This is a genomic window from Corallococcus caeni, assembly GCF_036245865.1.
Lineage (GTDB): Bacteria > Myxococcota > Myxococcia > Myxococcales > Myxococcaceae > Corallococcus > Corallococcus caeni.
Map to the genome: position 1 here is coordinate 70,808 of NZ_BTTW01000004.1, position 14,016 is coordinate 84,823.

The following is a 14,016-nucleotide window of genomic DNA, read 5'->3' on the forward strand; positions in this document are numbered from 1 at the left end:
CCCGGTGTGCATGCCGGGGTGCTAAGGAGCCAGCCCATGCTGGAGCGTTTCAGCGACAAGGTGAAGAAGGGCCTGCGCGGCTGGACAGAGCGCATGGCCGGCGAGCAGCAATCCGACCACCTCCAGGCCCTGGCCCGGACGGAGAACGAGTACGGGGTGGATCCGTTCGGGTTCAACCTGGACTACAGCCTGGCCGCCATCGCCCCGTTCATGTGGCTCTACCGCCACTACTTCCGGGTGGAGGCCTACGGCGCGGACCGCATCCCCGCGGGGAGGGTGCTGCTGGTGTCCAACCACTCCGGCCAGCTGCCCCTGGACGGCGCGATGATTGGCATTGCCCTGATGGTGGAGGGCAACCCGCCGCGCGCCATCCGCAGCATGGTGGAGAAGTGGGTGCCGTCCCTGCCGTACGTCTCCACGTTCATGGCGCGCGTGGGCCAGATTGTCGGCACGCCGGAGAACTGCCGGCGGCTGCTGGAGGCGGAGGAGGCCATCCTCGTGTTCCCGGAAGGCACGCGCGGGCTCAACAAGCTGTGGCCCCAGCGCTACCAGCTCCAGGAGTTCGGCCTGGGCTTCATGCGACTGGCGCTGGAGACGAACACGCCCATCGTGCCCATCGCCGTGGTGGGCGCGGAGGAGCAGGCCCCCGCGCTGATGAACCTGAAGCCGGTGGCGAAGCTGCTGGGCTTCCCGTCCTTCCCCATCACCCCCACGGGCACGCCCTTCCCGCTGCCCACGAAGTACCGCATCTATTTCGGCGACGCGCTCCACTTCACCGGCCGCGCGGACGACGAGGACAGCGAACTGGACAAGAAGGTGCGCACCGTGAAGGCCTCCATCCAGGCGATGCTCCACCAGGGTCTCAAGGAACGCCGGGGCGTGTTCTGGTGAGCGCGACGAACGAGGAGAAGGAGTCCGGCGCGGTGGACAAGCGCCCGGCCGTCGTCGTCACCGGCATCAGCGGCAACCTGGGCCGCACGCTGGCGAAGCAGCTGCACAAGCGCGAGCGCATCATCGGCATCGACCGGCGCCCCTTCGTGGGCAAGCCGAAGGACGTCGAGATGCACCAGCTGGACCTGCGCAAGAAGAAGGCGGAGGACGTCTTCCGCAAGAACGAAATCCGCGCCGTCATCCACATGGGCATCATGCATGACCCGCGCATGAGCGAGGAGGAGCACCACTCGTTCAACGTCGTGGGGACCACGCGCCTGTTGGAGTACTGCGCGAAGTACGGCGTGAAGAAGGTGGTGGTGCTGTCCTCGGCCAACGTCTACGGCCCCAGCCCGGACAACTCCAACTTCCTCACGGAGGATGCGCCGCTGATGGCCGCGAGCCGCTTCTCCGGCGTGCGCGACCTCATCGAAGTGGACATGCTGGCGCACAGCTTCTTCTGGAAGCACCCCGACATCGAGACGGTCATCCTGCGGCCCGTCCACATCGTCGGGCCCACCATCAAGAACGCGCCGTCCCACTACCTGCGCCTGCGCTACCCGTGGACCATGGCGGGCTTCGACCCGATGGTGCAGCTCATCCACGTGGAGGACGTGGCCCGCGCCATGATGGAGGCCCTGCGGCCGGAGCCCAAGGGCGTCTACAACGTCGTCGGCCCCGGCCAGGTGCCCCTGTCCGCGGTGCTGCGCGAACTGGGCAGCACCCCCATCCCCGTGCCGCACCCGGTGGCCCGGCCGCTCTTGGGCCTGATGTTCCGCTACCGGCTGGCCAACTTCCCGCCGCCGGAGCTGGACCACATCCAGTTCCTCTGCGCCGTGGACGGCAACCGGTGGGTCCAGGACGTGGGCTGGAAGGCCCAGCACTCCATGCGCGACACCATCCGCTCCGTCATCGGCGAGTAGCGCGAGGGTCGCGGCTTTTCGTGGGACCCGCCGTCAGTTCCCTGACAGACATGTCAGGGGGGACGTGGCGGCATGGCAGGGAGGGCCTGACAGCACTGTCAGGCATGGGACGGTGACGACGGGGAGTGAGGCCCGATAAGTGCCTGATTTCCCGTGGGAACCCGGGGTGGGGCAGGGGGGCGCGGGGGTTGGCACCGGCATTGCTCTAGAGACCAGGCAACACGGCGGGGTCGCAGCGGGCCGGAAGTACCGCGCGACATCGTCACCCTGGTAGGGGGTTCCATTGGGGAACCCTCGACGCCCATCGTCTCGGCCGGCCCCGAGACGGTGGGCGATTTTTTTGCGGGGTACGGGGCGGCTACTCCAGCTCGCCCGCGAAGGGGCCCGACTGCTGCTTCTCCAGCAGCCAGACGCCGTCCCGGAAGACGAACTCCGAGGTGACGGAGTCGGTCTGCTCGCTGACGGAGGGCAGGCGCATCCACTGGATGCGGCTGTGGACGGTGGCGCGGCGGCCGTCTTCGGCGAGCTTCACGTCCTCGATTTCAAAGTCGGTGACGGTGAGGTCGCGCTCGTCGTGGAGGGCGCGGCGCTGACGTTCGAAGTCCTGGCGCTCCTCGGGGACGAGGAAGCCGGCGAGGGCGCGGTAGTTCCTCCAGCGCAGGTTCTTGTGGAAGCCCTCCACGACGGGGCGGAGCTCTTCCAGGTCCGACTTGGGTGGCGTGTGGGCACAGGCCCCACCGAGGACCAGGGCAACCATCAGGGCAGGCAGGCGTTTCATGCGCGCGACGCTACCAGCCGCTGGGCGGAACGGACGAGGGCAGTGGTATGGTCCGCGCTCCCCCGCTAAGCGCACCGGAGTCGCGACTCAACATGGCCAAGTCGATGGTGGAGCGTTACGAGCAGCTCCTCCGGCAGGACCCGACCTCTTCCGTCTTCGTGGAGCTGGCGAAGGCGCTGCTGGAGAAGGGAGACGCGGCGCGCACCATCGAGGTGTGTACGCAGGGCATCTCCCACCACCCCACGTCCACCGTGGGGCGGGTGCTGTGGGGCAAGGCCCTCATCCAGCTGGGGCGGCCCGCGGAGGCGATGGAGCAGTTCGACCAGGCCATCGCCATCGAGCGGGACAACCCGTACGCCTACAACCTCATTGGCGACGTGCTGTTGCAGCGCGGGCTGTACCGCTCCGCGCTGCCCATTCTGCGCAAGGCCGTGGCGCTGCAGCCCAACAACGGGCGCGTGAAGCAGTGGCTGGACCAGGCCCAGCAGGCGCTGTCCGGCGGGCCCGCGCCCATCTTCGAGGACCTGGGCATCCTGGCGACCCCGGCGGCGCCCGCGGAGGAAGAGGCGCCGGAGGCACCCGGAGCGGAGGCGCACGCGTCCGCGTTCGAGGCGCGTGCCGCCGCGGCGGCGGGGCTGGAGCCGCGCCGTGCGGCCCGGACGGAGACGCCGGCGGGCGGCATGGATGCGCAGGCCGCGGCCAGGGTCGGATCCGTCGAGGCGCACGGTGGGCCGACCGCGCCCTTGGGGACGCCGGTGCCGGAGGACGCGCGGGGCGATGGCTCCGTGGAGGCCGGTGGTTCGTCCGCGGCGGGTGAGCAGCGCGGTGGCGTGTCGGATCCGGGGCAGGCGGCGTCGGGCGTCGGAACGGATCCGGGCAACGGCTCCGGAGCGGGGCGCGGTCGTGGGGCAAGTGGTGGCCCGTCGGATCCGGGCAACGGCTCCGGAGCGGAGCCTGGTCGTTCGGCCAGTGGTGGTCCGTCGGATCCGGGGCAGGAGCCGGGTTCGGGGCGGGGGCGCGCGGCGGGTCAGGACGCTTCGGACGCGGGGCAGGAGCCCGGTTCGGCACGCGGTGACGCTTCGGTCGCGGGCCCGGATGGCGCTCCGGAGCAGGGCCGCGACGCGACGGCCGGTGCGCCTTCGGATCCGGCTCAGGGGGCCAGCGCGGGTGCGGGGGCGGCCTCCGGCCGTGGGCGCAAGTCCGGGATGCTGGCGGACCTGCCTGACGCCCCTCCGGCGGACGAACCCGCTTCGCAGGGCGGGGGACTGCTCGGAGACCTTCCTCCTCCGGAGGTGGCGCGGGCTCGCGCGGCGGTGCCGGTGACGCCGGCTCCGGTGGCGTCGGGGGCGGGCGGCAAGCGCTCGCTGCTGGACGACATCCCGGATGCGACGGAGCTGGCGGCGGCCGCGGCGCGCAACAAGGCGGCGGCCAACGCCAAGGACACGGAGGCGCTCGCGGCGAAGTACGAGCGCGAGATGCACGAGAAGATCGCCAAGGAGCGGGCGAAGCAGTCCCTCATCGAGCGATACGGCGCGAAGACCGTGGCCCTCTTCGTGGCCCTCATCTTCCTGGGCGCGAGCGCCGGCTTCTTCATCCTCTACCGCTCCCGTCAGGGCGGCCAGACGCTGTCGGAGACGCTGGAGCTCGCGAAGCGCGCCATCGCGCAGGACACGGGGGCGTCGCTGGACGAGGCGCTCCGGCAGCTCGACCGCGCGCGCGACATGGACGAGGCGAGCCCGGCAGCCTGGGCGCTCGCGGGCTACGCGCACGCGCTGCGCTACCTGGACCACGGCGCCAACGCCGACGACCGCCGGCTGGCGCTGGAGGCGCTGGAGAAGCCGGGCGTGAAGGAGGGCTTCAACGGCCTGGTGCTCGCCACCAACGCGCTCGTCGCCGACGACCGGGGCCGCGAACCCGCGCACCGCGCGCTGCTCGCCTCGCAGGACGACGTGACGGAGGTGCACGCGCTCGCGGGCAGCCTGCTCATCGCCGCCAAGGACGAGAAGAAGGCCCTGGACCGCTTCGACCGCGCGCTCAAGGCGTCGCCGGGCAACGTGCGCGCGCTGGTGGCGCTGGGCGACTACTACCTCGCCTCCGAGGACTTCCCGCAGGCGCTGGAGATGTTCAAGCGCGCCCGCGAGGTCTCCAAGGAGCACCCGGCCGCCCGCATCGGGATGGCCGAGAGCCGGCTCGCGCTGGAGCAGGACCTGGACGCGGCGCTGGCGGACGTGGCGCCGCTCGCGCAGGACCCGAAGCTGCCCCCCGCGCTCCAGCCCCGTCAGCACCTGGTGCACGGCGAGCTGCTGTCCGCGCTGGGCAAGTACGAGGAAGCGCGCGCGATGCTCTCCAAGGGCACGCAGGGGCCGCTGGCCATGGACTTCCAGCTGGCGCTCGGGGCCGCGGGCCGCGCGGCGGGCAAGCTGGAGGCCGCGCAGCAGGCCTACGAGGCCGCGCTGAAGCTGCAGCCCAAGAGCGAGGCCGCGAAGGAGGGCCTGGGGCGCACGCTGCTGGACCGCGACCGCGAGAAGGAAGCGCTGCAGCGGCTGGAGGCGGACGGCGGCCGCAAGGTGTCGCTGGTGCGCGGTGCCGCCTACGCGCGGCTGGGCGACTGGAAGCGCGCCCGCGTGGAGCTGGGCAAGACGCGCGTGAACGACCGCTATCCGCCGGAGGCCGTCGCGTGGCTCGCGCTGGCGGACGCGAACGAGGGCAACGGCGCCCAGGCCCGCGACGTGCTGGAGAAGGCGCTGGCCAAGAAGCCCCGCACGGACCTGCGCGTGGCGCTGGGACAGGTGTACTGGCGTGAGCGCGCGCTCGACAAGGCGCAGGCGCAATTCGACGAGGCGCTGAAGGACCCGCGCGACTACGAGGGCGCGTGCTCGCTGGGGCGGCTGCTCCTGTCGCGCGGCCTGCCGGACATGGCGCTCAAGCCGCTGACGCAGGCGGTGGAGCGCAACGGCGCGCACGGAGAGGCGCGCGACGCCCTGGGCCGCACGCTGCTGGCGCTGGGCCGGACTCCGGAGGCGCTGAAGCAGTTCGAGGCGTGGCAGCTGGACAACCCGGGCAACGCGGACGCGCACAAGGGCTTCGCGCTGGCGCTGTACCAGTCCGGCCGCCGCAAGGAGGCGGAAGGGGCGTCCGGCCGCGCGGTGAAGCTGGCACCGGACGACGCGGAAGGGCAGCGGCTGCGCGCGGCGCTCCTGTTCGCCAACGGCGACGCGAGGGGCGGCTTCGCGGCGCTGGAGCGCGCCAACAAGCTGGACTCCAAGGACCCGGACACCTTCTGCGAAATCGCCCAGGCGTTCCTGCGCCAGGGGCAGGTGGAGAGCGCGGACGCCGCCTTCGCGGCGGCGCGGCGCGAAGGGCCGGACGCGACGTGCGGCCGCGTGGGCGAGCTGTACACGCAACTGCCGGGCGGCGGACGCGGCGCGGCGCGCACGCTGCAGGACCTGGCCGACAAGGCGCCCACCGTCTGGGACAAGGCTTTCGCCAAGGTGACGCTGGCGCGCGTGCTGCTGGGCGCCGGGGCCGTGAAGGAGGCCCGCGCGGCGGCGGACGAGGCCGTGAAGCTGGCCCCCTACAACGGGCGCGCGTACCTGGCCCTGGGACTGGTGGCCTTCAAGCAGCGGCAGGAGGCCCCCGCTCGCGAGGCGCTGGCCAAGGCCGTGGAGCTGGAGCCCACGGACGGCCTGGCGCACCTGGCGCTGGCGGACGTGCTGGTGCGCGAGTCCTCGGAGCTGCCCCGGGCGGTGGAGGCCTACGAGGTCTTCCTGAAGCTCGCCGGGGGGGCGCCGGAGGCAAACCGGGTGAAGAAGGCCCTTCCGCTCCTCAAGCGCCGGGCGTCGCGCTAGCGTGGTGGACGTGAGCGAGCAGCGGCCCCCGTCCTCCCCCCTGCTGAAGGTCATGTGGGGCAACGCCTTCCTGCTGTCGGTGCTCTACCTGCTGACGGGCATCGTCGTGGAGTCCATCCGGCGGCGGTACCACGCGCCCTTCTTCGAGCGGCTCTCCATGGCGCTCGACTCGCTGCCGGCGCGGGCGCTGGAGCTGGTGCACGCGATGGAGCCGCTGCGCGCGGCGTACTTCACCGGCCGCATCAGCGACCTGGGCGTGCGCGTCGTCTTCGGCATCGTCACCGTGGCGGTCATCTTCCTGCTCGCCCTGGTGGTGGGCGCCATCATGGCCGTGCTGCGGTGGGCGCTCCTGCGCGCCAGCCGCGGTGGGAACAGCCCTCCGCCGGGTCACGGCTAGCGGCGCGACTTCGCCTTGCGGATGCGAGGGGCCACGGGCGCCGCCTGCGGCTCGTGGCCCGCCGCGCGCGCCATCAGGCAGATGTCCACCACCTTGGGGCCGAAGCGCTCCCAGCGGCTTTCCCCGGTGCCCTTCACCGCGAGGAAGGACTCGCGGTCCACCGGCAGCGCGGCGGCCAGCCCCAGCAGCGTCGCGTCGTTGAAGATGATGAAGGGCGCGATGCCCAGGTCCCTGGCCAGGTCCTTGCGCCAGCGGCGCAGCTCCGTGGACGCAAGCTCGCTGTACACCATCACCGGCGCCCCGGACGCGGCCGGCGCGGAGCGCGAGGCGGAACCGGAGGGCTTGGGCATCATGCTGCCCGCGCACCGGTCGCACGTGCCGCACACCGCCGCCGCGTCCGCCTGCCCGAAGTAGCGCAGGATGAACGCGCGCCGGCACGTCGGCGTGTACGCGTAGTCCGCCATCCGCTTGAGCATCAGCCGGTTGAGCCGCTCCTGCTCGCGCACCCGGGAGAGGTCCACCGTCAGCTCGCGGAACGGCACGCGCTCCAGCGCGCGGATGGAGCGCCCCGCGAACGGCCTGCGCACCCGCACCACCCCCGACTTCTCCAGGAGGCCCAGCGCGTGCCGGACGTCGTCCTCCGTCAGCCCGGTGCGCCGCGCGAGGATGGGCAGCTCCGTGGTGGCCTGCCGCCCCACGGGGAAGGTTTCCAGGAGCGAGCGGAGCAGTCGCTGCGACTCCGCCGCGTGCGGCTGGGCGCTGGCGGCCTTGTCCGTCAACGTGATGCCGTACTCGCCCTCACCCCGGCCGCCACGCTCCAGCTTGCCCTCGCGCTCGAAAATCTTGAGGGCGGCGGAGACCTCGAACTCGCTGGCGCCCACCATGCCCGCGAGGGCGTGCACGCCCCGGTCGAACTCCTCCACGGCCTGCAGCTGCGCCCACACGTCCGACAGCACGGCTTCGGACGGGTGGCTGCTCTCGATGAGGCGCTCCTGCGTGTACACGTCCGCGTGGTTGAACAGGAGCACCGCCGTGGCGGGGTTGCCGTCGCGGCCCGCGCGGCCAATCTCCTGGTAGTACGCCTCCACCGCCCGGGGGATGTTGGCGTGCGCGACGAAGCGGATGTCCGGCTTGTCGATGCCCATGCCGAAGGCGTTGGTGGCCACCGCCACCGCCTCCTTCGAGGACATGAAGTCCTCCTGCGCGCGGCGGCGGGCGTCGTCCTCCATGCCCGCGTGGTACAGCACCGCGTTCAGCTTGCGCGTGACGAGCGCGGAGTGCATCCCTTCCGCCGCCTTGCGCGTGGAGCAGTAGATGATGCCGCTGCCGCCCTTGGCCGCCAGGCTCGCGCACGCGTCCCGGCGCTCCTCGTCCCCGCTGACGTTCACCACGTCCAGGAAGAGGTTGGGCCGGTCGAACCCCTGGGCGAACACCGCCGGGTCCTTCATCAACAGCACGCGGACGATGTCCTCGCGCACCTCCGGCGTCGCCGTGGCGGTGAGGGCCACCGTGCGCGGGGGACGCAGCCGCTTGCGCACCTGTCCCAGCAGCGCGTAGTCCGGCCGGAAGTCGTGGCCCCACTGGGAGATGCAGTGCGCCTCGTCCACGGCGAGCAGCTCCACGCCCAGCCCGGACACCAGCTCCAGGAAGCTTCCGCTGCGGAAGCGCTCCGGCGCCACGTAGAGCAGCTTGTACTCGCGGGCGCGCAGCTTGCGCAGGCGGTCCGCCCGCTCCACGTCCGACAGGGACGAGTTGATGTACGTGGCCGGGATGCCCTTCGCGGTGAGCTGCTCCACCTGGTCCTTCATCAGCGCGATGAGCGGCGACACCACCAGCGTGATGCCCGGCAGGAGCAGCGCCGGGAGCTGGTAGCAGAGCGACTTGCCCGCGCCCGTGGGCATCACCACCACGGTGTTGCGGCCGCTGAGGACGGAGCTGATGACGGGCGCCTGGCCGGGGCGGAACTCCGACAGGCCGAAGTGCCGCACCAGTCCCCGCTGGGCATCTTCGAGGAAGGGCAGGGACTCCGTCATCGCGCGCATGTTCACCATCCTGGATCGGCCGTCAACGCCAATCCCCTCCGTGGGCACCGGTGCCCCCACCTCACAGCTCGAGCCCCGGAGGAAGGGGAACCGCCAGCGCGGCCCGTTTCCGCGCCACCTCCTGGCGCAGCGCCTCCGTCCGCTCCGGGTCCAGGCGGCCGTCCACGACGACGTCCCCCTCGCGCGCCCCCGGCGGCAGCCGCCAGCGCTCCACCGTGCAGGCCTGCCCCCCGTCGGCCCGCACCACCTGGGCCCGCGTGTCCTCCAGCACCTCCACGCGCACGGGGCTTGTCCCCAGCGCCAGCAGCACGCCCGCCCCCATCACCAGCCCCCGCCCGTGACGCACTTGCGCCGTCCCTCCCGCTCGCTGTCCGGCAGGATGCCCCGCTCCAGCATCGACACGAACGCGCTGTCCCCCACGACGACGTGGTCCAGGAGCTTCACGCCCAGGAGCCCCGCGGCCCGCGCCAGGTGCTCCGTGAGCCCCACGTCCTGGACGCTGGGCTCCGGGTCTCCCGAAGGGTGGTTGTGCGCGAACACGATGGCCGTGGCCCGCGAGGCGAGCACCGCGGCGAACACCTCGCGCGGATCCACCGGGCACGCGCTCAGCGTCCCTTCCGCCACCCGGGCGTCGTGCACCAGCACGTTGCGCGGGTTGAAGCACAGCACGTGGAACACCTCGCGCCTCAGCGCGCCCAGCGTGGGGGCCAGGTACGCGTGCACCTCCTTCGGGTTCCGCAGCCGGGGCCGCTTCTCCGCGGAGCGCTGCGCGCGCCGTCCCAGCTCCAGCGCCGCCAGCAGCCGGGACGTGCGGGCCGGCCCCACGCCCCGCCGTGCGCACAGCACGCGCGGATCCTCCTGCACCAGCGCCTTGAGCCCGCCCCTCGCCACGCCGTCCGCCGCGTCCCCCAACCCCTCCGTCCACAGGAGCCCCAGGAGCTCCAGGTCGGTGAGGGCCTCCGCGCCCAGCCGGAAGAGGCGCTCTCGCGCATCCCCCAGCGCCGAGCCGCGCGCCCTCACCGACCTGCCATTCGTGGCCTCCCCTTCGCCCGGCTCCGCCCACGCCTCACCGCCCTGTTCCATCCCGCCTCCCTCCACGCGGCGTGGGCTTGAGCAAGGCACGTGCCTTCGGGGTTCACTCCCGGACACCGTTGACGTGCCCGTCCAGCAACGCGCGAAGCGGCCCGGTGGCGGGACGGACAGCGATGCTCCACCCGCACTCCTGGCGTGCGAGGAGCCAAGAAGCGCGGCGGATGGCTAGAAGCGGGAGATGGCGAAGAAGCCCTTGATCTTCTCGTTCGTCTCTCGAAGCCGCTCGCTCAGCGTGCGGACGAACGTCCACAGGAGGACGTAGGCCAGGTCCTTGTCCGTGAACATCAGCTGGTCCAGCTTCGCGCGCTCGATGACCCACACCGTGCACGAGCTGTGGGCGATGGCGTCCGCGGAGCGGGGCGAATCCTCGATGACCGCCATCTCTCCGAAATACTGGCCGGGTTCGAGGATGGCGAGCGCCTCCTCCCCGATGCCCGGCACGGATTTGGAAATGCGCACCTTGCCGTCGGCGAGGATGAACATGTCCTGGCCGGTGTCGCCCTCGCGGAAGATGAAATCCCCGGCGGTGTGGGTCCGGGACTGGGCAATCCGGGCGACCTTGGCGAGCTGGCCCTGGGTCAATCCCTCGAAGAGCGCAACCTTCTTGAGGACAGCGGCATCCATGGGGTCCAGGTTCGTATCATGGCCAGGACGGCGGCGTCTGTTACCGTCCGGGCCCGTCAACGTATGAGCGCAGGAGGCGCCGTGTCGCAGGACAAGATCCAGAAGGTCACCATCATCGGCTCGGGCCCGGCGGGCTACACCGCCGCCATCTACGCGGCGCGCGCCAACCTGGAGCCCGTGGTGTTCGCTGGCGGCCCCACCCTGGAGCACCCCCAGCGCGTCCCGGGCGGCCAGCTCATGGTCACCACCGACGTGGAGAACTATCCCGGCTTCCCGGAGGGCATCACCGGTCCGGAGCTGATGGAGCGCTTCCAGAAGCAGGCGGAGCGCTTCAACACCGTCATCCACATGGAGAACATCACCAAGGTGGACTTCTCCCAGCGGCCCTTCCTGCTGGAGAGCGAGAGCGGCATCCAGGTGCGCTCGGAGACGGTCATCATCTCCACGGGCGCCACGGCCAAGTGGCTGGGCGTCAAGGGCGAGGACACCTACAAGAACCGCGGCGTGTCCGCGTGCGCCACCTGCGACGGCGCCTTCTACAAGAAGCAGGACGTGCTGGTGGTGGGCGGCGGCGACACGGCCATGGAAGAGGCCACGTACCTGGCGAAGATCGTCAACCACGTCACGCTTATCCACCGCCGCGACTCGCTGCGCGCGTCCAAGGTGATGCAGGAGCGCGCGCTCAACAACCCGAAGATCTCCTTCATGTGGAACTCCGCAGTGGAGGAGGTGGTGGGCAACGCGAAGGGGATGACGGGCGCCGTGGTGCGCAACCTCAAGACGGGGGATAGCCAGCTCGTGAACGCGCACGGCCTGTTCGTCGCCATCGGCCACACGCCGAACACGGAGCTGTTCCAGGGCATCCTGGAGACGCACCAGGGCGGCTACCTGAAGACGATTCCGGGCAGCACGCGCACCAACATCGAGGGCGTCTTCGCCTGCGGCGACGTGCAGGACAGCTACTACCGCCAGGCCATCACCGCGGCGGGCACGGGCTGCATGGCCGCCATCGACGCGGAGCGCTGGCTCATCGAGCACGGCGAGTAGGCCCCTCCTTTTCCTTTCCGTCCTTAGGCGAGACGACACGCGCATGAAGACGAAGCAGAAGACGGTGGCGGTGCACGCGGGCTCCCGGCTCACCGGGAGCAAGGCCGTGCCCGTCATCCCGCCCATCTTCCCGGCGGCGGTGAACTGGTTCGACAGCAGCGACGACCTGTCCGACGCGCTGGACGGAAAGGACTACGCCTACGCCCGCATCAGCGCGCCCAACGCCGCGCTGCTGGAGGAGGCGGTGGCGGCGCTGGAGGGCGCGGAGGCCTGCGTCGCCTACGCCAGCGGCATGGCCGCGCTGCGCTCGCTGTTCGACGCGCAGCCGTGGAAGGCCGGGGACGTGCTGGTGATGCCCACGGACGGCTACGGCGTCACCCGGGCGCTCTACAAGAACCTGTGCGCCCGCTGGGGCGTGGAGCTGGGCCCGCTCAACCAGACGGACGCGGACGCACCCGCGCGCATCCGGGAGTGGCGCCCGCGCCTGGTGCTGGCGGAGAGCATCTCCAATCCGCTGCTGCGCGTGCCGGACATCCGCGCGCTCGCGGAGGCGTGCCGGGACGCGGGGGCGGTGTTCGCGGTGGACGCGACGTTCCCGTCGCCCTTCGGCCAGCGCGCGCTGGAGCTGGGCGCGGACTACGCGGTGCAGTCCACCAGCAAGTGGCTCAACGGCCACAGCGACGCGCTGGGCGGCACGGTGAGCGGTTCCAAGGCGCGCATCGACCCGCTGCGGTCGGCGCGCATCCTGTCCGGCGACGTGCTGGGCCCCTTCGAGGCGTGGCTCACGCTGCGCGGCCTGCGCACGCTGCCCGTCCGCATGAAGGCCCACAACGAGCACGCCGCCCATGTGGCGAAGCGGTTGTCGGACTCGCCGCTGCTGGAGCGGGTCATCTACCCGGGCCTCTCTTCCCATCCGGACCACGCGGTGGCGGCGCGGGTGCTGGAGGGCGGCTTCGGGCCCATGGTGGCGTTTGAAATCAAGGGCGCGGGGCAGAAGGAAGGCGACCGGTTCCTGGAGGCGCTGCGGGTGGCCAAGCCCGGGCCTTCACTGGGAGACGTGGGCACGCTGGTGATGCACGCGGCCAGCGCCAGCGCCCGCCGGATGACGCCCCAGGAGCGCGCGCAGGCGGGCATCCGCGACAGCCTCATCCGCGTGTCCGTGGGGCTGGAGGATCCGGACGACGTGGCGGACGACCTGCTCGCCGCGGTGGCGAAGGGGGCCGGCCGGTGAAGATGGTGGACGTCGGCGACAAGCCGAAGACGGAGCGCGTGGCGGTGGCCACCGCGCGCCTCAGGATGCTGCCCGCGACGCGTGAGCGCATCCTGGCGGGGAAGGTGGAAAAGGGGGACGTGCTCGCGGCGGCGCGGCTCGCCGGCATCATGGCCGCCAAGCGCACCCCGGACTTCGTGCCCCTGTGCCACCCCATCGCGCTCGCGGGCGTGGACGTGACGCTCGCGCCGGTGGACGAAGGGCTGGAGATCCGCGCGCGGGTGAAGACGGTGGACCGCACGGGCGTGGAGATGGAGGCGCTCACGGCCGCGTGCGCGGCGGCGCTCACCGTCTATGACATGTGCAAGAGCGTGGACCGGGGCATGGTCATCGAAGCGGTGCAGCTGGACCACAAGTCCGGCGGCCGCTCCGGCACGTGGGAGCGCGAGGAAAAGGCCGCGTCGCCCAGGCCCGCCGCCGCGCCGAAGTCCCGCCGCAAGACGTCCCGGCCCCGCGCCGCGCGCTGAGGCTCAGGGCGCGGCCTGGCGCTTCGCTTCCGCGCGCAGCCGCTCCAGGAAGAAGGCCACCACCACCAGCGAGTGCGTGATGTGGCCTTCCAGGATGAGCCGGGGCAGGTCCGCTCTCGGGTACAGCTCCACGGCGATGTCCTCGCCGTCGTCCGGGTTCCCGTCGCTCACGCGCTCGCAGTCGAGCGCCAGGTAGCTGAAGCAGCGGTTGGACTGGAAGGCCGGGTTGGGGTGCACGTCGCCCAGCGGCTCCAGCCGTCCGGCGCGGTAGCCCGTCTCCTCCTCCAGCTCGCGCACGGCGGCCGTGGCCGGGTCCTCTCCAGGGTCGATGACGCCGCCCGGCACCTCCAGCGTCGGCGCGTCGATGCCGAAGCGGAACTGGCGCACCATCACCAACTCGTCCTGCTTCGTCACCGCGATGACGTTCACCCAGTCCGCGCACTCCAGCCGCACGCGCCCGTGCTCCAGGTTCGTGCGCGGGTCGGCCACCACGTCCTCGCGCACCTGCACCACCGTGAAGTCGTGCACCAGCCCGCGGCGCAGGCGCGGCCAGGGCTTCACCTTCGACTCGGACGCGGACGCCATGCGGGGGTTCCCT

General features: G+C 71.8%; 13 protein-coding genes. 7 read left to right on the plus strand and 6 right to left on the minus strand.

Translation table 11 applies throughout. From position 1 onward, the window contains the following. The first annotated feature begins 36 nt into the window (after nt 1-36). Nucleotides 37-891, plus strand: coding sequence for a lysophospholipid acyltransferase family protein (locus AABA78_RS18555; RefSeq protein WP_338264353.1), 855 nt, complete (start codon nt 37-39; stop codon nt 889-891). Continuing rightward, nucleotides 888-1,853 carry an NAD-dependent epimerase/dehydratase family protein gene (locus AABA78_RS18560; RefSeq protein ID WP_171422180.1) on the plus strand — a complete coding sequence of 322 codons (966 nt, stop codon included), beginning with the start codon at nt 888-890 and terminating at the stop codon, nt 1,851-1,853. The genes AABA78_RS18555 and AABA78_RS18560 overlap by 4 nt, the downstream gene beginning before the upstream one ends. Nucleotides 1,854-2,211: 358 nt before the next feature. Here AABA78_RS18560 and AABA78_RS18565 read toward each other — a convergent pair whose 3' ends face one another. Next, nucleotides 2,212-2,631 carry a hypothetical protein gene (locus AABA78_RS18565; RefSeq protein ID WP_338264354.1) on the minus strand — a complete coding sequence of 140 codons (420 nt, stop codon included), beginning with the start codon at nt 2,629-2,631 and terminating at the stop codon, nt 2,212-2,214. A 92-nt stretch (nt 2,632-2,723) separates the two neighbouring features. Between AABA78_RS18565 and AABA78_RS18570 the strand changes: the two genes are divergently transcribed. Together AABA78_RS18570 and AABA78_RS18575 are read left to right on the plus strand one after the other, a co-directional pair. Beyond that, nucleotides 2,724-6,479: a tetratricopeptide repeat protein gene (locus AABA78_RS18570; protein WP_338264355.1), complete on the plus strand. Its 3,756-nt coding sequence runs from the start codon at nt 2,724-2,726 to the stop codon at nt 6,477-6,479. 52 nt (nt 6,480-6,531) lie between these two features. Beyond that, on the plus strand, nt 6,532-6,876 hold the full coding sequence (locus AABA78_RS18575; RefSeq protein ID WP_338265122.1) for a hypothetical protein: 345 nt from the start codon (nt 6,532-6,534) through the stop codon (nt 6,874-6,876). On the opposite strand, the gene AABA78_RS18580 is transcribed toward AABA78_RS18575, so the two are convergent. The 4 genes from AABA78_RS18580 to AABA78_RS18595 form a co-directional block, all read right to left on the minus strand. Continuing rightward, a complete protein-coding gene (locus tag AABA78_RS18580) occupies nt 6,873-8,927 on the minus strand; it encodes a RecQ family ATP-dependent DNA helicase (protein ID WP_338264356.1) in 2,055 nt (684 codons plus the stop codon). The two genes, AABA78_RS18575 and AABA78_RS18580, sit on opposite strands and share 4 nt — an antisense overlap. Nucleotides 8,928-8,979: 52 nt before the next feature. Continuing rightward, entirely contained in the window at nt 8,980-9,240 is a 261-nt protein-coding gene (locus AABA78_RS18585) for a DUF3006 family protein (RefSeq protein WP_338265124.1), read from the minus strand. Beyond that, nucleotides 9,240-10,001 (minus strand): RadC family protein, encoded by a 762-nt coding sequence (gene radC, locus AABA78_RS18590; RefSeq protein WP_338264357.1) that lies wholly within the window; start codon nt 9,999-10,001, stop codon nt 9,240-9,242. The genes AABA78_RS18585 and radC overlap by 1 nt, the downstream gene beginning before the upstream one ends. 174 nt (nt 10,002-10,175) lie before the next feature. Beyond that, complete coding sequence (locus AABA78_RS18595; protein ID WP_171421307.1) at nt 10,176-10,634, minus strand: Crp/Fnr family transcriptional regulator; 459 nt, start codon at nt 10,632-10,634, stop codon at nt 10,176-10,178. A 63-nt stretch (nt 10,635-10,697) separates the two neighbouring features. Here AABA78_RS18595 and trxB point away from each other — a divergent pair, with 63 nt between their 5' ends. From trxB to moaC, 3 genes are read left to right on the plus strand one after another with little or no spacing between them, the layout of a single operon-like run. Continuing rightward, the gene (trxB, locus tag AABA78_RS18600; protein WP_216623431.1) at nt 10,698-11,681 is read left to right on the plus strand and encodes a thioredoxin-disulfide reductase; all 984 of its coding nucleotides are present in this window, start codon (nt 10,698-10,700) and stop codon (nt 11,679-11,681) included. A gap of 43 nt (nt 11,682-11,724) precedes the next feature. Continuing rightward, entirely contained in the window at nt 11,725-12,912 is a 1,188-nt protein-coding gene (locus AABA78_RS18605; protein WP_338264358.1) for a trans-sulfuration enzyme family protein, read from the plus strand. Beyond that, complete coding sequence (moaC, locus tag AABA78_RS18610) at nt 12,909-13,418, plus strand: cyclic pyranopterin monophosphate synthase MoaC (RefSeq protein WP_338264359.1); 510 nt, start codon at nt 12,909-12,911, stop codon at nt 13,416-13,418. Before AABA78_RS18605 ends, moaC begins: the two co-directional genes overlap by 4 nt. Nucleotides 13,419-13,421: 3 nt before the next feature. On the opposite strand, the gene AABA78_RS18615 is transcribed toward moaC, so the two are convergent. Continuing rightward, nucleotides 13,422-14,003, minus strand: a complete 582-nt coding sequence (locus AABA78_RS18615; RefSeq protein WP_171421304.1) for an NUDIX hydrolase — start codon at nt 14,001-14,003, stop codon at nt 13,422-13,424. Nucleotides 14,004-14,016: the final 13 nt, after the last annotated feature.

What these genes read in the sequence shown, in the direction of transcription:
- AABA78_RS18555 (WP_338264353.1), top strand. Translation starts at nt 37, where the DNA reads ATGCTGGAGCGTTTCAGCGACAAGGTGAAGAAGGGCCTGCGCGGCTGG.
- AABA78_RS18565 (WP_338264354.1), bottom strand. Translation starts at nt 2,631, where the DNA reads ATGAAACGCCTGCCTGCCCTGATGGTTGCCCTGGTCCTCGGTGGGGCC.
- AABA78_RS18570 (WP_338264355.1), top strand. Translation starts at nt 2,724, where the DNA reads ATGGCCAAGTCGATGGTGGAGCGTTACGAGCAGCTCCTCCGGCAGGAC.
- AABA78_RS18575 (WP_338265122.1), top strand. Translation starts at nt 6,532, where the DNA reads ATGTGGGGCAACGCCTTCCTGCTGTCGGTGCTCTACCTGCTGACGGGC.
- AABA78_RS18580 (WP_338264356.1), bottom strand. Translation starts at nt 8,927, where the DNA reads ATGGTGAACATGCGCGCGATGACGGAGTCCCTGCCCTTCCTCGAAGAT.
- AABA78_RS18585 (WP_338265124.1), bottom strand. Translation starts at nt 9,240, where the DNA reads ATGGGGGCGGGCGTGCTGCTGGCGCTGGGGACAAGCCCCGTGCGCGTG.
- radC (WP_338264357.1), bottom strand. Translation starts at nt 10,001, where the DNA reads ATGGAACAGGGCGGTGAGGCGTGGGCGGAGCCGGGCGAAGGGGAGGCC.
- AABA78_RS18595 (WP_171421307.1), bottom strand. Translation starts at nt 10,634, where the DNA reads ATGGATGCCGCTGTCCTCAAGAAGGTTGCGCTCTTCGAGGGATTGACC.
- trxB (WP_216623431.1), top strand. Translation starts at nt 10,698, where the DNA reads ATGAGCGCAGGAGGCGCCGTGTCGCAGGACAAGATCCAGAAGGTCACC.
- AABA78_RS18605 (WP_338264358.1), top strand. Translation starts at nt 11,725, where the DNA reads ATGAAGACGAAGCAGAAGACGGTGGCGGTGCACGCGGGCTCCCGGCTC.
- AABA78_RS18615 (WP_171421304.1), bottom strand. Translation starts at nt 14,003, where the DNA reads ATGGCGTCCGCGTCCGAGTCGAAGGTGAAGCCCTGGCCGCGCCTGCGC.